Genomic DNA, 25,742 nt, shown 5'->3' on the forward strand with positions numbered 1-25,742 from the left:
TTTTCGGTGACCTTGCGAGTAGTTGGAAAACAGCGGGGTATCCGCCGAAACATGCGAGTGCTGGGAATCAACGCGATCTTCCACGATCCGGCGGCGGCGCTGATCGTGGACGGTCAGGTGGTAGCGGCCGCCGAGGAGGAACGTTTCAGCCGGCGTAAGCACGGCAAGCGGCCGGTGCCGTTCGCCGCGTGGGAGCTGCCGGAACTCGCCGCGGCCTGGTGCCTGACCGAGGCGGGGCTGCGCCCGGGCGATCTGGACGCCGTCGCCTACTCGTTCGACCCGGGGATCAGCCGGGACGCCGCCGATCTGGGACTCGACGACCCGTGGGACCACCTGCGGATCGACTACGCGCGGCGGGCGCCGCAGTTCCTGGCCGCGGCGCTGCCCGGGCTCGACCCCGAGCAGGTGCGGTTCGTGCCGCATCACGTGGCGCACGCCGCGTCGGCGGGACTGTCGGTGCCGGACGACAACGCGGTGCTGGTGCTCGACGGGCGGGGCGAGGTCGCCGGTCACCTGGCGGGGGCCTACCGGGACGGCGAGCTGACCGTCCTGCGTACCCAGGAGCTGCCGCACTCGCTGGGCCTGCTCTACGAGGACCTGACCCGGCACCTAGGCTTCCTGCACTCCAGCGACGAGTACAAGGTGATGGCCCTGGCGTCGTACGGGACGCCGAAGTTCCTCGATCTCCTGCGGGAGCTGATCAGGACGACCGGCGACGGCGGGTTCGTCGTGGACCGCATCGACTGGAGCGCCCTGGCGAAACCGTGCCCGCCCGGCGGCGAGCTCACCGACGCGCACGCCGACCTGGCCGCGAGTGTCCAGAAGCGCCTCGAGGAGGTCATTCTCGACCTGGCGCGCTGGACCTACGAAGCGTCCGGCGGCCTGCCGACGCTGACCATGGCCGGCGGCACCGCGCTGAACTGTGTCGCGAACGGGCGGATCGCCGAGGAGGGGCCGTTCCAGCGGGTGTGGGTGCAGCCGGCCGCCGGCGACTCGGGCACCGCGCTGGGCTCGGCGCTGACCGTGCACGGGCAGAGCATCCCGTTCACCACGGCGGCGCTCGGGCGCGGCTGGTCCGACGAGGAGCTGGAGGCCGAGCTGAAGCGGGCGGCGCTGCCGTACACCCGGCCCGCCTCGATCGCCGCGGAGGCCGCCGAGGTGCTGGCCCGCAACGGGATCGTCGCCTGGTACCAGGGGCGCAGCGAGTACGGCCCGCGCGCGCTCGGCCACCGCTCGCTGCTGGCCCACCCGGGGCAGTCCGACACGCAGCGGCGGATGAACGACGTGAAGGGCCGTGAGCAGTTCCGGCCGATCGCGCCGATGGTCCGCGCCGAACGCTTCCACGACATCTTCGACGGGGTCTTCCCGAGTGAGTACATGCTCTTCGTGCACCGGGTCAAACCTGATTGGCGCGACCGGATCCCGGCCGTCACGCACGTCGACGGCACGGCCCGGGTGCAGACCGTCCACCACGAGACCGAGCCGCTCGTCGCCGAGATGCTCGCCCAGTTCGAGCGGCTCACCGGCCTGCCCGTGGTCGTCAACACGTCGCTGAACACGGCCGGGCGCCCGATGGTCGACACCCCGCGCGAGGCGATGGAGCTCTTCGGCTCGGCCCCGGTCGACCTTCTCGCGATCGGGCCGTTCGCGGTCCACCGAGCGCAGGCGTTCGGCGCGTGATCAGCATCGTGGTGCCGACGCTCGGCCGGCCTTCGCTGCACGTCCTCCTCGAGGCGCTCCCGCGGCACGCGGAGATCGTCGTGGTGGACGACCGTCCCTCTCCGGAGGCGCCGCTGACCGTTCCTGATCACGTGACGGTGATCCCGGGCCCGGCCCGGGGGCCCGCCGCGGCGCGCAACGCCGGCTGGCGGGCCGCCCGCAACGGGTGGATCGTCTTCCTCGACGACGACGTCGTGCCCGAGCCGGACTGGGCGGAGCGGCTCGCCGAGGACCTGGCGGGCGCGGGTGACGACGTCGGCGGCGTCCAGGGCGTGCTGCGCGTTCCGCTGCCGGCCGGCCGCCGCCCCACCGACTGGGAGCGGGTCACCGCGGGGCTCGCCGACGGCAAGTGGCTGACCGCCGACATGGCGTACCGTCGCGCGGCCCTGACCGCCGTCGGTGGCTTCGACGAGCGCCTGCCGCGGGCTTTCCGCGAGGACGCCGAGATCGCCTTCCGGGTGCGCCGGGCCGGGTGGCGCCTCGAGGCCGGCCATCGCGGGATCGTCCATCCGGTACGACCGGAGTCGCGCTGGGTCAGCCTCCGCACCCAGCGGGGCAACGCCGACGACGCCCTGCTCCGCCGGCTCCACGGTGCCCACTGGCGCAGCGTGCTGGAGATCCCGCCCGGCCGGCGTCCCCGCCACGCGGCGATCACCGCCCTGGGGGTCGCCGCGCTCGCCGCGACCGTGGCGGGCCGCCGCGGCTGGGCCCTCGCCGCGGCCGCCGGATGGGCCGCCGGGACCGCCGAGTTCGCCGCCGCGCGCATCCTGCCCGGCCCGCGCGACCGGCACGAGGTCACCACCATGCTGCTGACCAGCGCCGCCATCCCACCGGTCGCGGTCGCGCACTGGCTGCGCGGCTGGTGGCGCTGGCGTGCCGCGAAGCCGGTCCAGACCGTCCGCAGCGCCGCCACCCACGGTGTCGCCACCCACGATGCCGTCACCCGCATCGCCCCCGCCCGCGTCGCGCCCGACGAGCGGACGAGAGCCGCGGACAGGTCGGTGGCCGTCTGATGTCACGGCTCTACGACGCCGTCCTGTTCGACCGGGACGGCACGATCATCGTGGACGTCCCCTACAACGGTGACGCGGGCAAGGTGGAGGCGGTCCCGGGCGCGCGGGCCGCCCTCGACCGGCTGCGCGCCGCCGGCCTGCGCCTCGGTGTGGTCACCAACCAGTCCGGCCTGGCCCGCGGCAGGTTCACGGCCGAGCAGCTGACGCAGGTCAACGAGCGCGTCGAGGAGTTGCTCGGCCCGTTCGGCACATGGCAGATCTGCCCGCACGACGACACCGCCGGCTGCTCCTGCCGCAAACCCCGGCCCGGGCTGATCGAAGCTGCCGCCGCGGCGCTCGGCACCACGCCGGAGCGTTGCGTCGTGGTCGGCGACATCGGGCGCGACATGGAGGCGGCCCTGGCCGCGGGCGCGGCCGGAATCCTGGTCCCGACGCCGGTCACCCTGCCCGGCGAGGTCGACGCGGCGCCCACGGTCGCCGGCACCCTGACCGCCGCGGTGGACCTGATTCTGGCCCGGGAGGAGCTGGTCACCGCCGTTCCCCGCCGGCGCAGGCCCGGGACCGTGCTCGCGGTCCGCTCCGATTCGGCCGGGGACGTGCTGGTCACCGGCCCGGCCATCCGCGCGATCGCGCACCACAGCGAGCGGGTGGTCCTGCTGTGCGGGCTACGCGGCCGGGCGGCGGCCGAGCTGCTGCCCGGTGTCGACGAGCTGATCGAGTGGAAACTGCCGTGGATCGACCCGGAGCCGGATCCGGTCCGTGACGCCGACCTGGACGGCCTGGTCGGCCGCCTCCGCGGGGCGCGGATCGACGAGGCGGTCGTCTTCACGTCGTACCACCAGTCGGCTCTGCCTTTGGCTTTGCTGCTGCGGCAGGCCGGCGTCGAGCGGATCACCGCGATCAGCGAGGACTATCCGGGCTCGCTTCTCGATGTGCGGCACCGCGGCGTGCCACCGGGGGTGCCGGAGCCCGAGCGCGCGCGCAGCGTCGCGGCGGCCGCGGGCTTCACGCTGCCCGATGCCGACGACGGAGCCCTGCGGGTGCGCGGGGTGCGGCGCCGCGGCTCCGGCGAGTACGTGGTCGTGCATCCCGGCGCCAGCGTCGAGGCGCGCTCCTGCCCGCCCGAGCAGCTCAGGGCGATCGTGGGAACCCTCGCCGGTGCCGGCTTCCGGGTTCTGGTCACCGCCGGTCCCGGGGAGAAGACGCTTGCGGCGTACGTCGCCGGCACCGTCGCCGAGGTCGAGACGCCCCCCACGCTGACCGATCTGGCCCAGCTCCTCGCGGACGCCGCGTGCCTGGTCGTCGGCAACACCGGCCCGGCCCACCTCGCCGCGGCCGTCGGCACTCCGGTGGTGAGCCTGTTCGCGCCCACCGTGCCGTACGCGCAATGGGGTCCCTATCGCGTCCCGGCGGTGCGGCTGGGCGTCGCCGGAGCCCCCTGCCGGGACACCCGGGCGACCGTCTGCCCGGTGCCCGGTCATCCCTGTCTGTCCACCATCGGCCCGGACGACGTGCTCGCAGCCCTGACCCGGCTCGGCGCCCGCCCGGCCGAACTCGCCCGTGAGGTAGCGGCTTGAACATCCTGCTCTGGCACGTGCACGGCTCCTGGACCACCTCGTTCGTCCAGGGCAAACACCGCTATCTGATTCCGGTCAACGACGCGCGCGACGCGTGGGGACGTGGCCGGGCCCGCACCTTCGACTGGCCGGACACCGTCGAGGAGCTCCCGCTGGAGCAGATCCGCGACGCGGACGTGGCGATCGTGCAGCGGCCCGAGGAGATCGACCTGATCCCGCCCAGCCTGCCGGTCATCTACGTGGAGCACAACACCCCGAAGGGGGACGTCCCGAACACCCGGCACCCGATGGCCGACCGCGACGACCTCATCATCGCCCACGTCACCCACTTCAATCAGCTGTTCTGGGACACCGGCTCGACGCCGACCACGGTCATCGAGCACGGCGTCGTGGAGCCGAAGGCCCGCTGGACCGGCGAGCTGGAACGACTGGCGATCGTCACGAACGAGCCGGTCCGCCGCGGCCGGGTGACCGGAACTGATCTGTTCGAACGGTTCACGCCGGTCGCCCCGCTGGACGTGTTCGGCATGGGCGTCCGGGACCTGGACGGCCCCCGGATCACCGCCCACGAGGACCCGCCGCAGGCCGCGATGCACGAGCAGCTCGCCCGGCGCCGCGCCTACCTGCACCTGTGCCGGTGGACCTCGCTCGGACTGAGCCTGATCGAGGCGATGCAGATCGGCATGCCGGTCCTGGCGCTGGCCACCACCGAGGCGATCGCCGCGATCCCCGAGGGCGCCGGGATCCTGTCCACCCGGGTCGACACGCTCGTCGAGGCCGCCCACTGGCTGATCGAGGAGCCCGAGGAGGCCCGCCGGATGGGCGAACGGGCCCGCGCCGCCGCGCTCGCCCGCTACGGCCTCGACCGCTTCCTGGCTGATTGGGATCACCTTCTGGAGGGGCACACATGCGCATCGCGATGATCTCGGAACACGCCAGCCCGCTCGCCGTGCTCGGCGGGGTCGACGCGGGCGGCCAGAACGCGCACGTCGCCGAGCTGGCCGCGGCGCTCGCCGCCGAGGGTCACGAACTGCGGGTCTACACCCGGCGTGACGACGCCACGCTGCCCGAGGTGGTGTCGCTGAGCGACCAGGTCGACGTGGTGCACGTGCCGGCCGGCCCCGCGTCGCCGCTGCCCAAGGACGAGCTGCTGCCGTACATGGGCGGGTTCGCCGACTGGATGGCCCGTGACTGGCAGGGCGGCTGGAAACCCGACGTGGCGCACGCCCACTTCTGGATGAGCGGGCTGGCCACGGTCACCGCGGCCCGCCGCTGCGACGTGCCGGTGGTGCTGACCTACCACGCGCTCGGCTCGGTCAAACGGCGCCACCAGGGGGCTGCCGACACCAGCCCGGAACATCGCATCGGGTACGAACGTCAGCTCGGCCGCGTCGTCGACCGCGTCATCGTCCAGTGCCAGGACGAGGTGCGCGAACTCGTCGGGCTCGGCGTCCCGCGGTCACGGACCACCATGGTGCCGTCCGGCGTCAACACCGACCGCTTCCGCAAGGACGGGCCGGTCGCCCCCGGCGGGACCGTCCGGCGGATCCTCAGCGTCGGCCGGCTCGTCCCGCGCAAGGGCTTCGAGGACCTGATCCGGGCGCTGCCCGAGGTGCCCCGCGCCGAGCTGGTCATCGTCGGCGGGCCGGAGGCCGAGTTGCTCGACCAGGATCCGTACGCCCAGCACCTGCTCCGCCTCGCCAAGGAGAACCACGTGGAGAACCGGGTGCGCCTGACCGGGTCGGTGCCCGCGGCCGAGATGCCGGCCTGGTACCGCTCGGCCGCCGTCGTCGCGGCCACCCCCTGGTACGAGCCGTTCGGGCTCACCCCGCTGGAGGCGATGGCCTGCGGCGTGCCGGTCGTGGCGACAGCGGTCGGCGGCCTCACCGACACCGTCGTCGACGGCGTGACCGGCGACCTCGTGGCGCCGCGCGACCCGGCCGGGCTCGGCTCGGCGCTGCGGCGGCTGCTCAGCGACGAGAACCGGCGGCTCGGCTACGCGGCCGCCGCGGTGGACCGGGCGCAGAACGCGTACGCCTGGCCCAGGATCGCCGCCCGGATGGGTGCCGTCTACGCGAGCGTGGCCGCGATCCCGGCGGCGGTGGCGTGATGACCGATCCGCTCGACAAACACCTGAGCGCGCTCTCCGCCTCGCTCGGGGCATACCGGACGGTCGCGGCCCGGCTCGCCGACTGGGGCGCCGAGCTCGCCTGGCATCTCGGCCGGGGCGGGCGGCTGCTGGTCGCCGGCAACGGGGGCAGCGCCGCCGAGGCGCAGCACCTCGCCGCCGAGCTGGTCGGCAAATTGCGCGAGGACCGGATGCCGCTGTCCGCCATCGCGCTGACCCCGGACTCGTCGGCGGTCACCGCGATCGGCAACGACTACGGCTTCGACGAGATCTTCGCCCGCCAGGTCCGGGCGCACGGGCGGCCCGGCGACGTGCTGCTGGTCATGTCGACCAGCGGTCGCAGCCCGAACCTGGTCGCCGCGGTGCACGCGGCCCGCGAGTGCGGGATGCGCACCTGGGCGATGGTCGGGCCCGGCCCGTCACCGGTCGGCGACGCCTGTGACGAGGTGCTGCACTGCCCGTCGCCGGAGTCGCAGGTCGTCCAGGAGCTGCACCTGGTCTCGGTGCACGTCATGTGCGAGCACATCGATCTCACCCTGCCCCGGGTGCTGGGCGGGGAACCGGAGAGGACGATCGTGGAGAAACCACTACTGGTCATCGTCGGCGACACCCTGCTGGACCGGGACGTCGAGGGCGCGGTCCACCGGATCGCGCCGGACGCCCCGGCGCCGGTGCTCGACGAGGAATCCGTCTCGGAACGGCCCGGCGGCGCGGGACTGGCCGCGCTGCTCGCGGCCGGGCACGAGGACTACCGGGTCGCGCTGGTCACCGCGCTGGCGCCGGACGATGCCGGGGCCCGGCTGAGCGAGCTGCTCACGGATGCCGGCGTCGAGGTCCACGCCCTGCCGCTGCCCGGATCGACACCGCAGAAGATCCGGATGCGCTCGCGCGGCCAGGTCCTGATGCGCCTCGACCGGGGCGGGCCCGCCCAGCCGCCCGGTGACGCGCCCGACGGGCTGCTCGACGTGCTCGCCGCGGCCAAGGCGATCCTGGTCAGCGACTACGGGCGCGGGGTGGCCCGGCACCCGGCCGTGCGCGCGGCCCTGGAGCACGCGTCCGCCCCGATCGTGTGGGACCCGCACCCGGCCGGGCCGCCACCGGTGCCCGGGGTACGCCTGGTCACGCCGAACCTGGCCGAGGCCGTGAAGTTCACCGGGGACGCCGCGCACGGCTCCGCGCTGAGCACCGCCCAGCGGACCGGCCAGAAACTGCGCGACGAGTGGCGGGCGCAGGCGGTCGCGATCACCTGTGGGCCGGACGGCGCGATCCTCACCCAGGCCGGGCCGACCCCGCTGGTGATCCCCGCGCCGGGCGACGCCGGGGACGCCGACACCTGCGGCGCCGGGGACCGGTTCGCGGCGCAGGCGGCGCTGTCACTGGCCGAGGGGGCGCTCGTCTCCGAGGCGGTGCAGGACGCGGTCGGTGCGGCCACCGCGTACGTGCTGGGCGGCGGCGTGACAGCGGCCCTGGCGCCGGCCCCCGAGCAGGCCGCGATCGCGTCGCCCGAACGGATCGGCGCGGACGAGGCCGGGCGGCTCGCGGCCTCCGTGCGCGACCGCGGCGGGGTCGTCGTGGCGACCGGCGGCTGCTTCGACCTGCTGCACACCGGCCACCTCGCCACCCTGCGCGCCGCCCGCGGGCTCGGCGACTGCCTCATCGTGTGTTTGAACAGCGACGATTCCGTACGCGGACTGAAGGGCCCGGATCGGCCCATCAACTCCCAGATCGACCGCGCGCGCCTGCTCGCCGCCCTCGACTGTGTGGACGCCGTCGTGATCTTCGACGAGCCGAACCCCGAGGCGGTGCTCTCCTGGCTGCGCCCGGACGTCTGGGTCAAGGGCGGCGACTACGCGGAACTGCCCGAAGCCGAACTCGTCAAGCGGTGGGACGGCCAGACGGTGATCGTGCCGTACCTGGACGGTCGCTCCACCACTCGCACCATTGCCGCGGCCCAGGCCGCAACGACCAGCGGAAGGTAACCCCCATGGACGCAGTCATCGTGACCGGAGGATCGAGCGGCCTCGGCGCCGCCGTCGTCGACGCCGTGCTCAAGACCGGCGGCCGGCCGTACGTCATCGACCGGCAGGCGCCCGCGCGCGACGGGGTGCCCTGGGTCGAATGCGACCTGGCCGACACGCGCGCCGCCGAACAGGCCACCCGCAAGGCGATCGAGCAGGCCGGGGGGAGTGTCAGCGGCGTCGTGACCGCTGCCGGTTTCGACGTGCCGGGAGCGCTCGACGACGTACCCGGGGAAGTCTGGGATCGGATCGTCGCCGTCGACCTGCTGGCCACCGCGGCGGTGGTCCGGGCGGCGCTGCCGGCGCTGAAGGAGTCGCACGGGACCGTGGTGACCATCGCGTCGACGCTCGGCATCAAAGCGGTGTCGGACGCGACCGCCTACTGCGCGGCCAAGTTCGGCGTCGTGGGCTTCACCCGGGCACTCGCCGCCGAACTCGCGGGCCAGGTCGGCGTCACGCTGATCATCCCCGGCGGGATGCGGACGAAGTTCTTCGACGAGCGGGAGGAGCGGTACAAGCCCGGCCCGGACGCCAAGCTCAACGACCCCGGCAACGTCGCCGACGCCATCCTGTTCGCGCTGCAGCAGCCGGCCGGATGTGCGGTGCGGGAACTCGTGATCGCCGGCGAGACGGAGACGTCGTACCCGTGATCCTGGTTCTCCGGGCCCTCGGCGTCGGTGACCTCGTCACCGGGGTGCCGGCGCTGCGGGCCCTGCGCAACGCCTTCCCCGGCGAGGAACTGGCGCTGGCCGCGCCCGCGTGGCTGACGCCGCTGATCTCGCTGATCGGCGGCGTCGACCGGGTGCTGCCCACCGACGGCCTCGGCCCGGCCGCCTGGCCGATCGACGGGCCGTCCCTCGCCGTCAACCTGCACGGCAGCGGGCCCGAGTCGCATCGGATGCTGCTCGACGCGGGACCCGGCAAGCTGTGGGGCTTCCGCAGTGTGGCCGCACAGCACTTCGACGGCCCGGAATGGGTCGTCGAGGAGCACGAGGTCCAGCGCTGGTGCCGGATGCTGGCCTACTACGGCATCACCGCGGACCCTGCCGACCTGCGCCTCACCGCCCCGGCGGGGCCGCGCGGGCTGACGATCGTGCACCCTGGGGCCAAGTCGGCGTCGCGGCGGTGGCCGGTCGACCGGTTCGCGGCGGTCGCCCGGCGGCTGCGGGAAGCCGGGCACACGGTGGTGGTCACCGGCAGCGCGTCGGAACGGCCGGTGGCCGCCGAGGTGGCGGCCCAGGCCGGGCTCGCGGCGTCGGCGGTGCCCGCCACCGACCTCGGCGAACTGGCCGGGATGGTCGCCCACGCGCGGCTCGTGATCAGCGGGGACACCGGGATCTCGCACGTGGCCACGGCCTACGGGACGCCGTCGGTCACGTTGTTCGGGCCGATGTCGCCCGCCTACTGGGGGCCGCCGCCGGACCGGCCGTGGCACCAGGCCATCTGGCACGGCACCCGCAGCGAACGCGGCGACCTGCCCGGCGACGAGGTGCATCCGGCCCTGCTGCGGGTCGGCGTCGACGAGGTGCTGACCGCCGCGGACGTCGCGACGGCTGCGGCTGAACAACGCCGGGACGCCTCCTGACAGAGGACCTACCGGCGCACCCGATGGCGCAGGTGCAGCACCCGGCTGCCCTGGATCACGTCAGGATCCTCCAGCAGGTGCTGCCCGCCGACCGGCCCGAAGTAGCGCCTGCCGGAGCCGAACACGACCGGCACGACGTCCATGCGCACCTCGTCGACCAGGCCGGCGGCCAGCACCTGGCCACCCACGTCACCGGCGGCGACCTCGACGACGCGGTCACCCGCGAGCTGCCGCGCCTTCGCCACCGCAGCCTCGACACCGTCGACGAAGTGGAACGGCGCCGCCGGATCCCAGCCCTCCGGCCGCGGCCGGTGCGTCACGACGACCACCTGGTCGATCCCGCTCGGCGGCTTCCCGTCCCAGCCGTCCGTCAGGTCGAAGACGCGGCGGCCGCAGATCGTCACCCCGATCGCGTCCCAGTACGGCCGGATGTAGTCGTAGGACGTCTGCGAGACCGTCAACGCGCCGCTCTCGTCCAACGGGACGTCACCGCTGGTCAACCAGTCGAAGAGTGGTCCGGGCTGGTCTTTCTCGTCCGCGATGAAACCGTCCACCGACACCGAGCCGTACATGACCACCTTGCCCACGGGGCTCTCCTCTGCTCTGGGGTGCCCTCAAGTTAGCGTGTCGCCAGGCGCCGCTCTTGTAAGAAATCAACCGGCCCTGGATGTTCGCGCGGTGTCGTCTCGCCCGTCACATCACCTCAGCGAACAGCGCGGTCACGAAGATCCCGCTGAGGAGAACCGCGAACACGCCGGCGAACCAGCCGAGTAACAGCCCTTTCCCGGCGACGTGCCACCGCCGGCTGTACAGAAGACCGATGCCGAGCGGCACGCAGAGGACGAAGAGCATCAGCTCCAAGGCCCCGGTCAAGCAGGCCCCATGAACACCGAGTCCGGGGCGGCATACGCGGTGAACAGGAAAGCGGTGTACAGCAAGGGGGCGCCGGCGACGACATGACCCGCGAAGGCGCAGCCCACTGCCGCGGCGAACCGCACGCGGACATCGGGCCGACCGGGTACTCGTTCGACGATCACCACCGCAAGGGTGTCGACGGGGCCGGGGCGATGCCAGCCGTCGCGCCGCCCTTCACAGGATCTCCCCGATCACGACACACTACCCGCACCTGTGAACCGGGGCGGCTGACCGCGTGCGTATCGGTGGATCGTCACGGCCTGCCCGGCCGGCTGCTGCCACCCGGCGTGAACCGCGCCACGACGTACGTACCGGAAGCTGGCTTTGATCTCGGTTCTGAGCTGGGCAAAGGGATCACCGGGCGGCGGGCCGCGCGATTACCGTGAGGGCATGGCCCCCGCCGATGTTCCCGTGACCCGGGACTGGCGTGGGCACATCATCGTGTGCGGGCTCGACGACGTCGGGCTGCGCACTGTCGAGCAGCTTTACCACGCCGGCGTACGGGTCGTGGTGGTCGAGGACATCGCGGATCCGCGCCTGGTCCGGGTGGTCCGCGGCTGGGGTGTGCCGGTCGTGGTCGGCAGCCCGCGCCTGCAGGAGACCCTCGACGAGGCGGGGCTGCCCGGGGCGGTGGCGGTCATCTGCGTGCTCGCGGACGACCTGCACACGCTCGAGGCGGCGCTGCTGATGCGGGAGCAGCGCGACGACGTGCGGCTCGTCGTGCAACTGCGGAATCCGGCGGTGGGGCGGGCGCTGTCGGCGATGCGGGTGGCGGTGCTCGACGTGGCCGGGCTGTCCGCGCCGTCGGTGGTCGAGGCCTGCCTGCGCCGGGGCACCCACGAGCTGGATCTCGACGGTCAGCCGTTCGTCGCGGCGCAGGTGACCGCCGAGGACTCCGGGACCCTGCGATCACGGTACGGATCACTCGCGCCCCTGGCCGTCACCCCGCACGACGGCGGTGAGGTGGTGATCTGTCCCGGTCGTGACCATCCGATCCGGGCCGGTGACCGGGTGACGGTGCTCGGCACGCCGGAAGAGCTCGCCGAGGCCCGCGTGGTCGGCGGGGACGAGGCGCCGGCCGACACCGGCCCGGGGCGGCTGGCGCGAGCCGTCGAACTGGCCGGTTCCGTGCTGCGGGCCTTGGACAGGCGGATCGCGTACGCGCTGGTCGCCCTGATCACGCTGCTCAACGTCTCCGTCCTGGTGCTGCAGCTCGGCTACCGGGAGCCCGACGGCACCCGGATGACGCTGCTCGACGCGCTCTACTTCTCGGTCGAGTCGATCGCCACGGTCGGCTACGGCGACTACAACTTCCGCGACCAGGAGGCCTGGCTGCGGGTGTTCGCCATCGGACTGATGGTGGTCGGCGCGTGCTTCGCGGCCACGTTCATCGCCCTGCTCACCAACATGCTCGTGTCCATCAGGATCCAGGAGGCGCTGGGGAACCGGCTGCTCGACCGGCTCACCGACCACGTGGTCGTCATCGGCATCGGCTCGGTCGGCGCGCAAGTCGTCGAACGGCTGCGCGCCATCGGCACCGGCGTCGTCGTCATCGAGTCCGACGAGAACAACAGGTACGTCGCCCAGGTGCGCGACAGCGGCGTGCCGGTGATCATCGCGGACGCGACGCTGGCCCGCACCCTGGACCGGGTCCAGCTCGGGTCAGCCCGCGCGGTCGCCGTCCTGACCAGCGACGACCTGGTGAACCTGGAGACCGGGTTGGCGGTGAAGGACCGCCTCGGCGAACGGTGGGGATCGGTGCCGGTCGTGCTGCGGCTGTTCGACCGCACGCTGGCGGCCACCGTCGAGCACACGCTCAGCCTCGGCGTCACCCGGTCGACAGCGGCGCTCGCGGCACCCTGGTTCGTCGGGGCGGCGCTGGGCCTCGACGTGCTGGCCACGTTCTACGTCGGGTCACAGTTGATGCTGGTCGGGCGGTTGACAGTGGCGCCCGGCGGCGGGCTCGACGGGCTCGCCATGCAGGACCTTTCCGCGCGTACGAGGGTGGTGGCGATCCGGCGTGCCACCGGCGGCGGGACTCTGGAGCACCCGCCGCGGCGCGACACCCGGTTCGCGGCCGGGGACCAGGCGTTCCTGATCGGGCCGTACGAGGAGTTGCTGCAGGTCCTGCGGCGGGATGCGCTCTCCACGGCCGGGCTGGGACCGGCTTCGCCGTCGGCGCCGGCCTCGTCTTCGCCGGAAACTGTCGTACCCGGTGGATAGGTTCCTTCCGACTGCAGCCGAGCTTGTCAGGAGGGCCGATGTACCGGCAGGGCGATGTGCTGATCATCCCGGTCGACCAGGGCGAACTGCCCGCGTGCGCGCCGGTTCCCCGTGACCGCCGGGGCCGGATGGTGCTGGCGCGCGGCGAGGCCACCGGTCATGCGCACGTCATCGGCGGGCCCGGCGTGCAACTGCTCGCCGACCTCGACGATCCGGAGGCGATGTTCGTCGAGGTGCCGGCGCACGCGCGGATCTCGCACGAGGAACACGGCCCGATCCCGTTGCCGTCCGGGCACTACCGGGTGGTCCGCCAGCGGGAGTACGTGCCGGGTTCGTTCCGGCCGGTCGCGGACTGAGAGGGGCCGGCGATGAGACTGACCCACGAGCAGGAGGCGACGGCCGCGGCCGTCGAGGACCAGTGGCTGGCCGCGGCGGTCGACACCGGGCCGGGCGACCGGGCCGCGGCCGAGGCGGGGGTGCGGGAGGCGTACCGGCTGGTCGGCCTGCCCGCGCCGGAACGGATCTACTGGCTCGGCTCGCCGCGCGCCGGCGCTGTGGCGGTGGCTCTGCTCTCCGGGGAGCTCGCGGCCGATCCGGCTTCCGGCGAGCTCGCCGGGGACCTTCCGCCCGCTGCGACCCCGGGTGGTCCCGCCGTCGGCCGCATGGCTGTCGCGGCTTCCGGTGATCTCGCCGGTGACTTCTCGGCCGCGCCGGGTCCGGGCTGGGTCGCCGACGTGGTCGGGGAACTGCGCGGGCAGGGGTGGACGCCGGGGGAGAGGGCCGGGGCCTCCGTCCGGCGCCGGGTCAGGACAGAGCCGTGGGCGTCCGCCCGGAAAGCCGCGGTGGAGGCGCTCGGCTCGGACGGCTGGGCCCAGCTCAGCGCCGCGGCCGGCCGGCGTTCCTGGGCGCTGGTGATGGACCTGGTGGCCGGTCGGCTGCGACTCCGGCTCGGCGAGGATCTCGCCACCGACCTGCCCGGTGACGCCGGCCGGGCGGCACGGCGCCCGGTGCTCGACGCGATCTACGGGCAGCACGACGGTGCGTGGCTGAGCACGTTCGACGCGGCCGACCGGCTGTGCCCCGGCGCGGAGCTGATGAGCGGCCTGACCGGTCTGGCCGCGGTGGCCCGGCACAGCGGATGGTGGTGGGCCAACGAGCGCGTCGCCGTGCTCACCGAGCGCCCCCGGCTGCTCGCCAGGGACAACGTCGGCCGGCTGCACCGCGGTGACGGGGCGGCGCTGGACTTCGCCGACGGCTACGGGCTGTGGGCCTGGCGTGGCATGCCGATCCCGGTGACCCTCGCCGCCGAGCTGCCCGCGCTGACCGTCGACCGGATCCGCCGGGAGGAGAACGCCGAGATCCGCCGCGTGATGCTGGAGCACTTCGGGTATGAGCGGTACCTGCGCGAGGCCGGCGCCTCCCGGATCGGCTCGGACGAGACCGGTGTGCTCTGGCGGCTCGACCTTCCCGGCGACGAGCCCCTGGTCATGGTCGAGGTGGTCAACTCCACCCCGGAGCCGGACGGAACCAGCCGCGTCTACTGGCTCCGGGTTCCACCGGAGTCCCGGACCGCCCGCGAAGGGGTCGCGTGGACGTTCGGCCTCACCGCTGAGGAGTACCAGCCCATGCTCCAGACCTGACCCGTTCACGCCCGCTGGTGCCAGGCGCGGCCGTCGTGTTCGGCTGGACGCTCGGCTGGCCCTCAGAGGTGCTTCAGGCGGTTTCCAGCCCAGGCAGCTCGGCTGGACGTCAGGGGTGTTTCAGGTGGGCGAAGCACACGTGGGGACCAGCTCGGGCAGTGAGCGGTGGCCGGCCGTGAGCGTTGCCCGGGTCGCGGCGGGCCGTCAGTGGCGGTGGATCATGCGGGTGTCCAGCCTTGCTGGAGGGCAGCCACCTGAGCGTCGTAGGTGTCCAGGCCGTCGTCGGACAGGACCCGGGGGAGGAGGTCACCGAAAGCGTTCACCTCGGCCACCGCGTGATCGCGCCAGCCCGCGCGGAACATCAGGTCGACGCCCGCGTGCAACGTGCGCGGGAAGCAGGCGGCCGCTCGGACGCACGTGTCCATGGCCGCGTCCCAGGCCCGCTCGCCGGCCGCGGCCCGGACGGCGGACACGTCGCCGCGGGCGTTGCCGAGGTGCAGGTTCGTCATCGGCGAGCGGCTGGTGCGGACGACGATGTGCCGCGCCCGGCCGGCGATCACGACCACCCGCAGGTCGAGGACACGGCCGTCGAGGGCCGCTTTCGGGTACCAGCGCTCGACGTGCAACCCGTCCGGCGCCAGTCGATCGATGATCGCCGCGATCGAGGCTTCGTCGTCGTAACGTCGTACCCGCAGATTGTTGAAGATCTTGCCCTCGCTCAGCTCGACCGAGGTCACTGCCATGATCCGCCGGCCGGCTTCGGTTCCGCGGCGGCCGCCGACCGCCAGGGCCAGCACGCCCGAGGCTGACGATCCGTAGGCCGCTTTGACGAAGACCCGGCTCCACCCCGCAACCTCCATCGCCGCGCGCAGCGACTGGTAGCCACTCACCACCCCCAGTTCGCCGGGCGGCCGGGCCGGAGCTGAGACCGCGTCGCCGGGCAGCCGGGCCGGGGCTGAGATTGCGTCGCCGGGTGGCTGGGCTGGGGCTGAGACCGCGTCGCCGGGCGGCGCTGACGGGTCGGGAAGTTCGGGCGCGGGGGCCTTCAAGGCCGGCGGCACAGGAATGCCGGCGGCGGTCAGGGCGGCGTGACAGCGCGGCTTCGCCGTCATCGTCAGGATGTCGGTGGGCTGGTTGAGCAGTGTGCCGCCACCGGCCGCGATCCGGTCCAGCACGATCGACAACCCCGCGAACCAGGCCGCGACCCCCGCGATCTCACCGTGCGACAGCGAGCCGTGCGACAGCGAGGCGTGTGGCGGCGCGGCGTGCGACGGCGCGGCGTGCGACGGCGCGGCGCGCGATTGCGAGCCGTGTGGCGGCGCGGCGTGGGACAGCGAGCCGTGTGGTGGCGACCTGTGTGATGACGAGGCGTGGTCGCCGCCGAGGCCGCGCAGCAGCCGGTCCACCTCGGCGTCCTCTCCCGGGGAGTCGATCCGGACGAGCGCGCCCGGCCCCGGGACACGACCGGAGATCAGCACGTCACGCCACGGGAAGATCTCCGGTGCGGGCAACCCGGCGCGTGCCACGGCCGCGGCGAAGAGGGCGACCCGCCGATTCTCCGGGTTGCCGACGACGGCGAGACGCACGTTACTCAGCGCAGACCGTGTAACGACCCCAGCGCTCCTCCTTCTGCTGGTCGGAGATGTCCACGGCCACCCCGGGCAACTCGTCCACCACCCGTTGCGCCATCTCCGCCGTCATGAAGTGGTGGTGCAGGTCGAGCGCGGTCAGGTGGGTCAGCGGCTGCCCGGTGAGCAGCGCCTCGGCCCCGGCGTCGCCGAGCGTCCCCAGTGACAGGTCGAGCCGGTCGAGCCGGGCGACGACGGGTGCGGCAGCGACCGCCGCCGCCACCTCGTCGGCGATCTCCGCGTTGCACAGCCCGAGGTGGCGCAGCGCCGGCAGGGTGCGCCCGCCGAGGATCGTCGCGAGGTCGTCGGCGCGGGCGTCGCCCCCATAGTTCGCCACGCCGAGCCACAGCTCCAGGTGCTCGAGGGCGGGCAGGTCGCAGGCGCTGACGGACCGGATCACCGGTGTCGGCAGCCCACCGGACTGCAGGACGAGTTCGCGCAGCGCCGCATGTCGCCCCGGTTCGAGCGCCAGGCCCTGCGCGCCGCGCACCCACAACCGCTCGAGCCGCGGGAATGCCTCCAGTACCGGTGTGAGGTTGCCCTGGTTGATCCAGGAGATCTCGCATTGCTCGTAGGTCATCTCGCCGATGAACAGCGCCCGCAGCCCGCTGAACCGGGACGCGTCGCGGATCAACAGTTCAGCGGGGAACCCGGTCTCATACGACGACCCCCACTCCCCGACGACGAGCGCAGCGGGACCACCGGGACCGGCCCGTTCCAGCACCTTCTCCAGGGCGGCCTCGAACTCCGAGGTCTCGGCGTCGAACTCCTCCAGGTCGATGCGCCAGGCCACCGCGGCAGGGTCCGCCGGGCTCCGCTCGTCGTCGACCGAGACGATCGGCAAGCCGGCGAACGTGGTCAGGTGCTCGTTGATGGTCACAGGACTCCCTCGGCCGCAACTCAACAATGCCGAGACGCTAGCAAGCCCCACCGACACTTTCGCGTGCCGCACGATCAACCGGGCGAGCACCGGCCGGGGTAGGGCCGCCGTCCTTGATCGGCGTCATCCGTTCGGCGTATCGGCTGTCCGATCAGGGACGCAGGCCTCGACGCCGCAGATGATCACTGTCAGTGTTTGCGGCCTGACTGGAAGCCGGGCACCACATTCTCCCTGCCAGGGATGTATCTGCGCACGCCGGCGGCGCATCTCCTTCTTCTGACAGCGCTTCGACCGGATTCGAGGTTCACCATGACGTCCTCCAGGCGACTCAACTGCATCACCCCGCCGTTCATCCTGACCCGGCTGCTCGACAGCGACAACGCGGACATCCGCCAGGCCGCCCTGGCCACCCTGCTCACGACCGCGCAGTTGCGCGGCGAGCGCCGGGTCCGCGGGCTGATCGCCGGGGCGCTGTCCATGCAGGGGGACGGCCGGCGCAGCATCTACAATTGCAAGCACTCCACCTTCCTGCCGTCCGCCAAGCTGGCCCGCTCCGAGGACGACGGGCCGGTCAAGGACGCGGCGGTGAACCGGGCGTACGAGGGCTTCGGCACCACCCGCTCGTTCTACCGCGAGGTGTTCCAGCGAGACTCGATCGATGGCCACGGCATGCGGCTGCAGGGTTACGTGCACCGCGGGACCCGCTACAACAACGCGTTCTGGGACGGCCAGGAGATGGTCTTCGGCGACGGGGACGGCGAGGTGTTCACCGACTTCACCGGCTCGCTCGACGTGATCGCGCACGAGCTCGGGCACGGCATCACCGAGCACACCGCCGGCCTGGAGTACCACAACCAGTCCGGCGCGCTGAACGAGTCGCTCTCCGACGTGGCCGGCTCGATGGTCAAGCAGTGGTTCCTGAAGCAGACCGCGGAACAGGCGGACTGGCTGATCGGCAACGACGTCTTCACCCCGTCGATCGACGCGGACGCGCTGCGGTCGATGAAGGCGCCGGGCACCGCGTTCGACAACAAGCTGTTCGGCAAGGACCCGCAGCCCGCTCACATGGACAACTTCGTCAAGCTGCCGGACACCGAGGACGGCGACAACGGCGGCGTGCACGTCAACTCGGGGATTCCGAACAAGGCGTTCTATCTGGTCGCGACCGGGATCGGTGGGAACTCCTGGGAGGCGCCCGGGCACATCTGGTATGAATCGTTGCGGGCGTCGACGCAGACCACCGATTTCCAGGAGTTCGCCGACACGACGTTCACGAAGGCCGCGGAGCTCTACGGCGCGGGCAGCAGCCAGCAACAGGCCGTCAAGGAGGCGTGGGCGCAGGTGGGCATCTCGATCACGACCACGCCGACGTTGCTCGGCCGGGTGTGAATGCGCGTCTCCCTCACCACGCGCGGCGGGCTGGCGGCCCCGATCGTCCGGCGCTTGCCGCCCCGCGTGCTCGACACCGACCAGCTCCCGGACACCGACGCCCGGGAGCTGCGCCGTCTGGTCGCCGCCGCGACCGCCGACCCGGGTGGAGCGCACCCGGCGCCGGCGGCGCGCGACGCCGTGACGTACACGATCACGATTGACGACAACTCGCGGTCGACGACGCTGACCAGCGCGGACACGTCGATGTCACGAGCGTTCGGCGATCTGCTGACCTGGGTCGAGCGCCACACCTCGTAGGATCGGGCCATGGCTCGTACCGACACAGCTTCCCGGGTGATCGCAGCTGCGCCCGACCGGGTCTACGCGGCCCTCGTCGACCCCGGCGCGCTGACCGCCTGGTTGCCACCGGACGGCATGACCGGCCGGTTCGAGCGGTTCGACGCGAAGCCGGGCGGGTCCTACCGGCTGGTGCTGACCTATGCGGACGCCTCGGCCGCGCCGGGCAAGACCACAGCGGACTCGGACGTCGTCGAGGCCCACTTCGTCGACATCGTTCCTGGTGTACGGGTGGTGCAGGCCGTCACCTTCGTCTCCGACGACCCGGCCCAGGCCGGCACCATGACGATGACCTGGGAGGTCACGGCCGTGGAGCAGGGCACGCGGGTGGAGTTCCGAGCCGAGGACGTCCCGGCCGGCATCTCCGCCGAGGACCACGCCGCCGGTCTGACCTCCTCGCTGACCAACCTCGCGGAGCACCTCGAAAAGGCGCCATAGCTTCCCTTTCGCGGTACGGCGGAGCGGCTCCCCGTCGTACCGGGAAATCGTGTCTCATCGCCGCTGGGCCGGAACCCGCCGGCGCACCGCGACCGGCGCAAGGGTGATCGTCAGCGGCGCAGCGGGCGCCGGTGTGACCGGAAGTGACCAGTCCATCTTCCACGCGGGGCGCAGCACCGCGGCGAGGTAGGCGAGCCCGCACAGCCACAGCGCCGTGGTGAGCCCGCCGAAGTTGAGCAGTACCGCTCCCACCAGGCCGCCGACCGGGATGCCGGCCCACGCCCACGCGGTGATCAGCGTCTGCACCCGGCCGCGCAGTGCCGCCGGGATCAGCTCCACCTGGATCGTCTCCAGCAACGGGTTGAACAGGCCGGACCCGATCCCGGCGAGCGCGTAGACGGCGATCACGGCCTCCGGTGGCAGCCCGAGCGCGAGCACGATGATCCGGGTCGGGCCGCTGCTCAGGACGCCGATCAGGTACGTGGCGCGGCGCGGTAGCCGAGCCCCGAACCCGGCCGACGCGAGCGCGGACGCGATGGAGGCGAGCCCGACCGTGCTCAGCGCGAGCCCGACGACTGTCGCGTCGTGACCCCCGGCTCGTGCCCAGACCGGCAGCAGCACCGCCATCAGCGCCTGATCGAGCAGGTTGGTGACGACGAACATCGCGGTCAGCGCGCGGAGCGGCGAGTGGGCGCGCAGGAACGCCGTCCCGGTGCGCAGGCGGTCGAAGTAGGACTCGTCGTCGCGTCCGCGGTCCCGCACCGGATCGGTGACCGTCATAGTCACGATGAGTGTGGCTACACCGAGCATGGCCGCCGCTACCCACAGTGCGCGATCGCCGCCGAGGGTGGCCACGAGCCAGCCGGCCATCGCCGTCCCGGCCGCGGTCGCGGTCCGTTCGACGGCCGTGGCCAGGCCGACCCCGCGTACCGTCGACTGCCCGGCGTCCGCGGCGGCGAACGGTACCAGCAGCCGTTTCGCGGCGCTGGCCGGTCCGTCGGCACAGCCCACGACCAGCAGCATCAGGGTGAGCAGCCAGAGCGGGGGAGTGCCGAACAGGGCGGGGATCACCAGCACTGACGCCGAGGTGATGTCCCCGGTCGCGCTGATCCGGCGAGGGCCGATCCGGTCCAGCAGCGGCCCGGCCAGCCATTGCGTGAACGCGTACGGGAGCACCTGGCAGGCGACCACCAGGCCGGTCTGCGCGGCGCTGCCGGTGCGATCCAGGACCAGCCATGGGACGGCGACGGTGAGCAGGCGGTTCGCGGAGAGCGTGCAGGCCTGCGAACTCAGAACTCCGGACAGTCCGCGCCATCTCACCCGGCCATCACCGGCGAGAGCCCGGCATTACGGCGCGGCGGGACCGCGTGATCGATCAAGGGCGCCATCGAAACATCCTTCGGCAAAAGGCGAGGCGGTTCCTTCGCACCGTAGATGCCGATGGCCACGGCAGGTAGTCGCCGATCGATGACCGGATAGCCGGTATCTGCGATCACCGGCCATCGGATGATCGGTTATCGCGGACGCTTATCGCAGGTCAGGACGCCGAAGGTCAACTTCGGAGAGGCGCGTTTATCGGCTACTCCGCTCGCTGAATTGATGTTCCCGAAGTCGCACAGTGAGTCCGTCGTTCGCGTGTTCTCCGTCTTGACTGCTGCGAATCCGCGTGAAGGGACATTCGATGACCTTGGCGGATCGGACGGGTCGGACGGGTCGGGGAGATCAGGCGGGTTCGGGTTCCGGCTCGGTCGCGGGCTCCGGCTCGGCGGGCACGGGCGAGATCGGCGGCATCGGCTCGGCCGGCGCGGGCGGCAGATCCGGGTTGTAGGGGTCCAGCTCACCCGGATCGTCGGGAATCGGCGCTCCCGGGTCCAGGGGTGGGTAGCGGTCCGGGTCGGACGGCAGTCGCTCGATCGGCATCGGGGCTCCCCTTCTCGCCAGACGCCTCGCCCGCACCGGGACGAGGCGTACTGGAACCGTTTCAAGATCGATTTACCCGACAGCGTCCGAGGCCAAACCGTCAGGCCAGGTCACCCTCGTCGCTGAGCGCGTCGGCGACCGGGGTGGCACCCGCGTTGAACCGGATCGTCCGCCGGATCGTCGCCGGCTCCTGCAGCGTCCGGGCGATCACCGCCGCGACATCCGCCCTGCTCACCGACCCTGCCGTGGCACCCTGGCTGGCAGTCTCGATCCGCCCGGTCGCCGGCTCGGCCGTCAGCCGGCTCGGCCCGAGGATCGTCCAGTCCAGCTGGGTCCGCTCCAGGTAGGCGTCCGCGGCGGCCTTCGCCTCCGCGTAGGGGAAGAAGCCGCTGTCCTCGGGGACCCCGTGATCGAGCTGCGACCCGAAGTAGGAAACCATGACATAGCGCTGCACGCCGGCGAGTGCCGCCGCCTCCATCGACCGGATCGCAGCGTCCCGGTCCACCGCGTACGTCCGCGCCGGGCTGCCGCCACCGGCCCCGGCCGACCAGACGATCGCGTCGTGCCCGCGGACCAGCTCCGCCAGCTCCTCGACACCGAGCTGCTCGACATCCGCGACCAGCGGATCCGCCCCTGACTCCGCGACCTCGGCACGATGCTCCGGATTGCGGATCACCGCGCTCACCTGATGACCGGATTCGATCAGCAGCCGCAGCAACAGCAGCGCGACCTTCCCGTGCCCGCCCACAACCAGAACCCGCGCATTCTCCATGCCCGCGACGCTACCGCCACTCCTGGCAAACCAGGCGCGGCGAGGGCCGGGCGCGCCGGTTCATCTCCACCCGATTCTTCGGCGTACGGCGGGGAGCCGCGGCCCGGCGACGACCTCGTCACGGCGCCGGGCGGCGGCTCGCAGTCACGCCTTGACGATCGGCTTGAGTGCCTCGCCCACCGACGTGACCAGACCCGGCCGGTGGCCGTTGCGGACCAGGTTGATCGTGATGCCGTCGACGCCCGCGCCGATCACCTTCTCGTGCAACTGGTCGGCGACCTGCTCCGCCGTACCGAGGAAGGCCCTGTTCCGCCGATCCTCCGGGATCGTCTCGCCGAGCTCCCGCACCTCCTGCTCGGACTCGCCGACCATGCCCATCACCAGGAAGCTCGTCTTCAGCGTGGACGGGTCGCGGCCGACCTCCTCGCAGCGCTCGCGCAGCACCTGCACCTTGCGGCCCAGGTCCTCCACGTCGCAGATGATGTTCATGTGGTCGGCGAAGCGGGCCGCCAGGCGGAACGTCTTCTGCTCGCCGGAGCCGCCCAGCATGATCGGGATGGTGGGCCGCACCCGCGGGTTGTTCATCGCGCCCCGCGCCACGTACCACTTGCCCTCGAACGTCGCCACCTCGCCCTTGAGCATCGGCGTGATGATCGTCAGGGCCTCCTCGAGCCGCTCGAAGCGCTGGCCGAACGTGCCGAACTCGAAGCCGAGCTCGTGGTGCTCACGCTCGAACCAGCCCGCGCCGATGCCCAGCACCGCGCGGCCCTTGGAGACCACGTCGAGAGTGGTCACGGTCTTGGCGAGAAAGGCAGGATTGCGGTACGTCACACCGGTGACCAGCGTCGACAGCTGGATCGTCGAGGTGACCGACGCAAGCGCTCCCAGCGTCGTGTAGGACTCCAGCATGTTGTCCTCCGGCGCGCCGATGCCGGGAAGCTGGTAGAAGTGGTCCATCACGAGCACGGTGTCGAAGCCGGCTGCCTCGGCCTCCTTGGCCTGCGCCGCGACCGTGTCGAACAGCTGATCGTTCGGGACTCCCGGGTAGGTGAAATTCGGGATCTGATAGCCGAGCCGGATCGTCATGCCGTCCCCAGTTCCAGGTAAGAGTGCTCTCACTGAGTAATGTAAGAGCCAACTTACACCGCTGCAAGCGGAGACGACCGGCGAGTTCCGCGAGATGCCTCATCCCGATCGCGACCTGCGGTTATCCTCGATCGTCCGAAGTCAGGGACTGATCGCCGAGGGCAGCGGCGACGCCGAGCATGACCCTCGAACTGCCGAGCGCCTGTCTGAGTCCTGAGTGGTGTTCAGCGCCGCGTGGCGATCGTCATGCCGTGCTGGCTTCAGAGTCCGCGAGCCGGGCGGGCATGATGAGATCTCCATCGATCGGAGGAGCATCGTGCGCCGACACGACACCACGCCCGCCGCAGTGCCGACCCGGGTCGCTCCGCCGTCTCCGCGGCGGCCCGCCACCGGCCCTTCGGGTAACGCGGCGCAGATCCTCGCGCTGCAGCGGACGGTCGGCAACGCGGCCGTCGGCCGGCTGATCACGCCGGTGCAGCGTGCCGTCACGGTCGGGGGTGAGGCCGTCGACGATCCGGTGGCCCTGCTCGCCACCAAGCAGAATGATGGGCTGCTCAGCGGCATGGGTCGCGCCGTGCTGGGGTGGGCCGCGGGCGGCAAGGCCACGCTCGCCGCCACCGACGTGGACGACCTGGTGATCCAGGTCGAGCGGATCGCGGCGATGGCGTCGCTGGCCGGATCGATCCTCTCCTCGGGCATTCTCGGGCGCAAGACGATGAGCCGTTCCGGTACGGCGTTCAGCGGCTCGAACGACCAGGGCAACGACACGGCGCTGGCGGTGAACGTGCTGGACAACCGGAGCGGCGCGTACGACAGCGACCGCCTCGTCCACGAGTCGCTCACCGACCGGGACCGCGGCAGCTTCAGCGTGGCGGTGGAACGCCCCACCGGCGACGACATGGTCCGGGACCAGTTGCTCGAGGACCGGTCCCGGCCGCGACCGGACGTCCCGCTGTCCGGGCCGGAGCAGCAGGAGATCCTGGAGATGTCGGGCGGCGACGCCACGATGCTGCGGCTGCTCACCGAGCGCAAGCTTGAGGAGAAGTTCGACATGCACGGCGAGACGCTCCGGCTCAACCAGGCGGTGTTCAAGGAGCGGGTCCAGAACACCATCATGGCCATCATGTCCCGGCCCGGCGCCGACGTCGCGACCCGGGCGGACGGCGGCGGGTACGAGTCCTCGGTCCCCGCCGACGTCATCCCGCCGGGCCCCGGCGGCTTCACCACCCTGATCTTCCCCAAGTGGTTCGAGTCGTGGGCGCCGCTGATGCTGACCGGCTTGGCGTCGGACCCGACCGGCCTCACCATCCGCTTCGCCGGCGACCGCCAGGTCACGGCGAAGTACCGGGCCCTCGGCGAGGACCACGACGTCACGGTCGACGCGCCTGACTACGCCAGCGAGGTCCGCGATCAACTCGACAGGTTCGGGGTCATCGCCACCCACATCCTCAAGACGGCCGGGGCGGTGTAGCCGCTCGCTCAGCTCGTCCGCTTCTGCACCATCCGCGGGTCGTCGGCGGTCAGCTCGACGTGGATCACTCCCTGCCCGTCCACGCCCAGGGTGATCTCACAGGTCTCGGGTCAGGCGCAGGCAGGCCGAGCAGCGAGCCCGGTACCGGGGCAGAGCCAGCGCCGGGCGGCCGGCCAAATCCTGGACCGGCTCGTCGGCGAGCTCGCTGGCACCGGACCGCTGACGGCCCGCATTGATCTGTACCAACGAGATAGCGACCCGTCACGGTCGAGATGAGCCCGTCTAATTCGATGTGTGCATCGTCAGCGACGGTCTGTCCCGGAACGCCCAGCCCCGCGACGTGAACGCGGTATCGCCGGTGACGATATCCAGCCGTTCCGCCTGTGCAGACGTCGCGGTAATGCGAGCCCGTCGCCCTGCGCCCGCCAGCCATGTCCGCTGGGACTTCTCTGACGTCCGTCTTGACAGTGCCTTGCACGCTGGTGAGGTCATTCATGAGGCCGCCCCGTATCGGCCGGGTACAACACTTCTCTGCAGCCGAAGCCCAGGCTGAAGGTGATGCCGGTGCCTCGGCTGGTCTCTAAATCACCCATCTCTTTTGAAGGAGACTTGCGTGCAGGTCCCTGCCTGGGGCGCCTTGCTGCTGACCTACACCGCAGGGTTGACCCTCTCGATCGCCTTAGCCGGCGTCTTGGTGTCGGAGATGGCTGCCTGGGTCATTCAGGCCGAGCAATCGCGCCCGGAGTTCGCGGCGCTGCGCGGTGTTGGAGTCTGGAGCCGTGCCGGCCTGCGGTGGTACTTGCGGCCGCGCCGAGAGCTCTTCCGGCTGATCATGTTTCCGTTTGTCGGCCCGATGATCTTCTTCCCGCTAAGGCTGCTCCAGGAATCGGAGTTCACGGTGATCTTGGCGGCGGTCGCGACGACAGCGTTGGCCGAGATCGGGATCTTGTGTGCCGTCACTATCGTCAGCCGGGCCGACACCGATCGCCGGTTGTTCGACC

General features: G+C 72.1%; 26 protein-coding genes and 1 pseudogene. 17 read left to right on the forward strand and 10 right to left on the reverse strand.

The features are described from left to right. Window positions 1-51: 51 nt before the first annotated feature. The 9 genes and pseudogenes from Acy02nite_RS37295 to Acy02nite_RS37335 all read left to right on the forward strand — a co-directional run bounded on the left by Acy02nite_RS37295 (window position 52) and on the right by Acy02nite_RS37335 (window position 10,040). Entirely contained in the window at window positions 52-1,680 is a 1,629-nt protein-coding gene (locus Acy02nite_RS37295; RefSeq protein ID WP_203752325.1) for a carbamoyltransferase family protein, read from the forward strand. Continuing rightward, the gene (locus Acy02nite_RS37300) at window positions 1,677-2,732 is read left to right on the forward strand and encodes a glycosyltransferase family 2 protein (RefSeq protein WP_203752327.1); all 1,056 of its coding nucleotides are present in this window, start codon (window positions 1,677-1,679) and stop codon (window positions 2,730-2,732) included. The genes Acy02nite_RS37295 and Acy02nite_RS37300 overlap by 4 nt, the downstream gene beginning before the upstream one ends. Then, window positions 2,732-4,309 (forward strand): HAD-IIIA family hydrolase, encoded by a 1,578-nt coding sequence (locus Acy02nite_RS37305; RefSeq protein ID WP_203752328.1) that lies wholly within the window; start codon window positions 2,732-2,734, stop codon window positions 4,307-4,309. Before Acy02nite_RS37300 ends, Acy02nite_RS37305 begins: the two co-directional genes overlap by 1 nt. Further along, complete coding sequence (locus Acy02nite_RS37310; protein WP_203752329.1) at window positions 4,306-5,232, forward strand: glycosyltransferase; 927 nt, start codon at window positions 4,306-4,308, stop codon at window positions 5,230-5,232. The genes Acy02nite_RS37305 and Acy02nite_RS37310 overlap by 4 nt, the downstream gene beginning before the upstream one ends. After that, a complete protein-coding gene (locus Acy02nite_RS37315; protein ID WP_203752331.1) occupies window positions 5,217-6,419 on the forward strand; it encodes a glycosyltransferase in 1,203 nt (400 codons plus the stop codon). Before Acy02nite_RS37310 ends, Acy02nite_RS37315 begins: the two co-directional genes overlap by 16 nt. Beyond that, window positions 6,419-6,784, forward strand: a pseudogene (locus Acy02nite_RS47815) (D-sedoheptulose-7-phosphate isomerase); the annotation flags it as partial. The gene Acy02nite_RS37315 and the pseudogene Acy02nite_RS47815, both read left to right, overlap by 1 nt. Before the next feature lie 228 nt (window positions 6,785-7,012). Beyond that, window positions 7,013-8,416, forward strand: a complete 1,404-nt coding sequence (locus Acy02nite_RS37325) for a PfkB family carbohydrate kinase (protein ID WP_203752384.1) — start codon at window positions 7,013-7,015, stop codon at window positions 8,414-8,416. Between the two features lie 5 nt (window positions 8,417-8,421). Next, window positions 8,422-9,105 carry an SDR family oxidoreductase gene (locus Acy02nite_RS37330; protein ID WP_203752334.1) on the forward strand — a complete coding sequence of 228 codons (684 nt, stop codon included), beginning with the start codon at window positions 8,422-8,424 and terminating at the stop codon, window positions 9,103-9,105. After that, window positions 9,102-10,040, forward strand: coding sequence for a glycosyltransferase family 9 protein (locus Acy02nite_RS37335; protein WP_203752336.1), 939 nt, complete (start codon window positions 9,102-9,104; stop codon window positions 10,038-10,040). Before Acy02nite_RS37330 ends, Acy02nite_RS37335 begins: the two co-directional genes overlap by 4 nt. Window positions 10,041-10,048: 8 nt before the next feature. On the opposite strand, the gene Acy02nite_RS37340 is transcribed toward Acy02nite_RS37335, so the two are convergent. From Acy02nite_RS37340 to Acy02nite_RS37350, 3 genes are all read right to left on the reverse strand, one after another. Beyond that, on the reverse strand, window positions 10,049-10,627 hold the full coding sequence (locus tag Acy02nite_RS37340; RefSeq protein WP_203752338.1) for a dihydrofolate reductase family protein: 579 nt from the start codon (window positions 10,625-10,627) through the stop codon (window positions 10,049-10,051). 106 nt (window positions 10,628-10,733) lie between these two features. Further along, entirely contained in the window at window positions 10,734-10,913 is a 180-nt protein-coding gene (locus Acy02nite_RS37345) for a hypothetical protein (protein ID WP_203752340.1), read from the reverse strand. Continuing rightward, complete coding sequence (locus Acy02nite_RS37350) at window positions 10,910-11,077, reverse strand: hypothetical protein (protein ID WP_203752342.1); 168 nt, start codon at window positions 11,075-11,077, stop codon at window positions 10,910-10,912. The genes Acy02nite_RS37345 and Acy02nite_RS37350 overlap by 4 nt, the downstream gene beginning before the upstream one ends. Window positions 11,078-11,345: 268 nt before the next feature. Here Acy02nite_RS37350 and Acy02nite_RS37355 point away from each other — a divergent pair, with 268 nt between their 5' ends. The 3 genes from Acy02nite_RS37355 to Acy02nite_RS37365 are packed head-to-tail and all read left to right on the forward strand — an operon-like array spanning window position 11,346 to window position 14,818. Continuing rightward, complete coding sequence (locus tag Acy02nite_RS37355; RefSeq protein ID WP_203752344.1) at window positions 11,346-13,178, forward strand: NAD-binding protein; 1,833 nt, start codon at window positions 11,346-11,348, stop codon at window positions 13,176-13,178. Between the two features lie 38 nt (window positions 13,179-13,216). Beyond that, window positions 13,217-13,534: a DUF8820 family protein gene (locus Acy02nite_RS37360; RefSeq protein ID WP_203752346.1), complete on the forward strand. Its 318-nt coding sequence runs from the start codon at window positions 13,217-13,219 to the stop codon at window positions 13,532-13,534. A gap of 12 nt (window positions 13,535-13,546) precedes the next feature. Continuing rightward, complete coding sequence (locus Acy02nite_RS37365; RefSeq protein WP_203752347.1) at window positions 13,547-14,818, forward strand: DUF6745 domain-containing protein; 1,272 nt, start codon at window positions 13,547-13,549, stop codon at window positions 14,816-14,818. A gap of 218 nt (window positions 14,819-15,036) precedes the next feature. Here Acy02nite_RS37365 and Acy02nite_RS37370 read toward each other — a convergent pair whose 3' ends face one another. Together Acy02nite_RS37370 and Acy02nite_RS37375 are read right to left on the reverse strand one after the other, a co-directional pair. Beyond that, on the reverse strand, window positions 15,037-16,404 hold the full coding sequence (locus Acy02nite_RS37370; protein WP_203752350.1) for an STM4014 family protein: 1,368 nt from the start codon (window positions 16,402-16,404) through the stop codon (window positions 15,037-15,039). Between the two features lies 1 nt (window position 16,405). Continuing rightward, window positions 16,406-17,326, reverse strand: a complete 921-nt coding sequence (locus tag Acy02nite_RS37375) for an STM4015 family protein (RefSeq protein WP_203752353.1) — start codon at window positions 17,324-17,326, stop codon at window positions 16,406-16,408. 309 nt (window positions 17,327-17,635) lie between these two features. Between Acy02nite_RS37375 and Acy02nite_RS37380 the strand changes: the two genes are divergently transcribed. From Acy02nite_RS37380 to Acy02nite_RS37390, 3 genes are read left to right on the forward strand one after another with little or no spacing between them, the layout of a single operon-like run. Continuing rightward, a complete protein-coding gene (locus Acy02nite_RS37380) occupies window positions 17,636-18,715 on the forward strand; it encodes a M4 family metallopeptidase (RefSeq protein WP_203752355.1) in 1,080 nt (359 codons plus the stop codon). After that, window positions 18,716-19,015, forward strand: a complete 300-nt coding sequence (locus tag Acy02nite_RS37385; protein ID WP_203752357.1) for a protealysin inhibitor emfourin — start codon at window positions 18,716-18,718, stop codon at window positions 19,013-19,015. A gap of 9 nt (window positions 19,016-19,024) precedes the next feature. Then, window positions 19,025-19,492, forward strand: coding sequence for an SRPBCC family protein (locus Acy02nite_RS37390; protein ID WP_203752359.1), 468 nt, complete (start codon window positions 19,025-19,027; stop codon window positions 19,490-19,492). Window positions 19,493-19,546: 54 nt separating this feature from the next. Here the strand turns inward: Acy02nite_RS37390 and Acy02nite_RS37395 are convergent, their stop codons facing one another. The 5 genes from Acy02nite_RS37395 to Acy02nite_RS37415 form a co-directional block, all read right to left on the reverse strand. Further along, window positions 19,547-20,812 carry an MFS transporter gene (locus tag Acy02nite_RS37395; protein WP_239175545.1) on the reverse strand — a complete coding sequence of 422 codons (1,266 nt, stop codon included), beginning with the start codon at window positions 20,810-20,812 and terminating at the stop codon, window positions 19,547-19,549. Then, window positions 20,809-20,988 carry a hypothetical protein gene (locus Acy02nite_RS37400; RefSeq protein WP_203752361.1) on the reverse strand — a complete coding sequence of 60 codons (180 nt, stop codon included), beginning with the start codon at window positions 20,986-20,988 and terminating at the stop codon, window positions 20,809-20,811. The genes Acy02nite_RS37395 and Acy02nite_RS37400 overlap by 4 nt, the downstream gene beginning before the upstream one ends. Before the next feature lie 226 nt (window positions 20,989-21,214). Further along, the gene (locus Acy02nite_RS37405) at window positions 21,215-21,412 is read right to left on the reverse strand and encodes a hypothetical protein (RefSeq protein ID WP_203752363.1); all 198 of its coding nucleotides are present in this window, start codon (window positions 21,410-21,412) and stop codon (window positions 21,215-21,217) included. 100 nt (window positions 21,413-21,512) lie between these two features. After that, window positions 21,513-22,184, reverse strand: a complete 672-nt coding sequence (locus tag Acy02nite_RS37410) for an SDR family oxidoreductase (protein WP_203752365.1) — start codon at window positions 22,182-22,184, stop codon at window positions 21,513-21,515. A 144-nt stretch (window positions 22,185-22,328) separates the two neighbouring features. Next, window positions 22,329-23,270, reverse strand: a complete 942-nt coding sequence (locus Acy02nite_RS37415; protein WP_203752367.1) for an LLM class F420-dependent oxidoreductase — start codon at window positions 23,268-23,270, stop codon at window positions 22,329-22,331. 316 nt (window positions 23,271-23,586) lie between these two features. Here Acy02nite_RS37415 and Acy02nite_RS37420 point away from each other — a divergent pair, with 316 nt between their 5' ends. Together Acy02nite_RS37420 and Acy02nite_RS37425 are read left to right on the forward strand one after the other, a co-directional pair. Next, window positions 23,587-24,741 carry a hypothetical protein gene (locus tag Acy02nite_RS37420; protein WP_203752370.1) on the forward strand — a complete coding sequence of 385 codons (1,155 nt, stop codon included), beginning with the start codon at window positions 23,587-23,589 and terminating at the stop codon, window positions 24,739-24,741. Window positions 24,742-25,354: 613 nt separating this feature from the next. Continuing rightward, window positions 25,355-25,742 (forward strand): hypothetical protein (locus tag Acy02nite_RS37425; RefSeq protein ID WP_203752372.1); only part of this gene is annotated, 388 nt, incomplete at its 3' end.

The sequence above is a fragment of the Actinoplanes cyaneus genome (genome assembly GCF_016862095.1).
Classification (GTDB): Bacteria; Actinomycetota; Actinomycetes; order Mycobacteriales; family Micromonosporaceae; genus Actinoplanes; species Actinoplanes cyaneus.

Bases quoted from the DNA above. Each gene is read 5' to 3' on its own strand.
- Acy02nite_RS37360 (WP_203752346.1), top strand. From the start codon at position 13,217: ATGTACCGGCAGGGCGATGTGCTGATCATCCCGGTCGACCAGGGCGAA.
- Acy02nite_RS37315 (WP_203752331.1), top strand. From the start codon at position 5,217: ATGCGCATCGCGATGATCTCGGAACACGCCAGCCCGCTCGCCGTGCTC.
- Acy02nite_RS37415 (WP_203752367.1), bottom strand. From the start codon at position 23,270: ATGACGATCCGGCTCGGCTATCAGATCCCGAATTTCACCTACCCGGGA.
- Acy02nite_RS37305 (WP_203752328.1), top strand. From the start codon at position 2,732: ATGTCACGGCTCTACGACGCCGTCCTGTTCGACCGGGACGGCACGATC.
- Acy02nite_RS37355 (WP_203752344.1), top strand. From the start codon at position 11,346: ATGGCCCCCGCCGATGTTCCCGTGACCCGGGACTGGCGTGGGCACATC.
- Acy02nite_RS37390 (WP_203752359.1), top strand. From the start codon at position 19,025: ATGGCTCGTACCGACACAGCTTCCCGGGTGATCGCAGCTGCGCCCGAC.
- Acy02nite_RS37405 (WP_203752363.1), bottom strand. From the start codon at position 21,412: ATGCCGATCGAGCGACTGCCGTCCGACCCGGACCGCTACCCACCCCTG.
- Acy02nite_RS37295 (WP_203752325.1), top strand. From the start codon at position 52: ATGCGAGTGCTGGGAATCAACGCGATCTTCCACGATCCGGCGGCGGCG.
- Acy02nite_RS37365 (WP_203752347.1), top strand. From the start codon at position 13,547: ATGAGACTGACCCACGAGCAGGAGGCGACGGCCGCGGCCGTCGAGGAC.
- Acy02nite_RS37385 (WP_203752357.1), top strand. From the start codon at position 18,716: ATGCGCGTCTCCCTCACCACGCGCGGCGGGCTGGCGGCCCCGATCGTC.
- Acy02nite_RS37380 (WP_203752355.1), top strand. From the start codon at position 17,636: ATGACGTCCTCCAGGCGACTCAACTGCATCACCCCGCCGTTCATCCTG.
- Acy02nite_RS37330 (WP_203752334.1), top strand. From the start codon at position 8,422: ATGGACGCAGTCATCGTGACCGGAGGATCGAGCGGCCTCGGCGCCGCC.
- Acy02nite_RS37410 (WP_203752365.1), bottom strand. From the start codon at position 22,184: ATGGAGAATGCGCGGGTTCTGGTTGTGGGCGGGCACGGGAAGGTCGCG.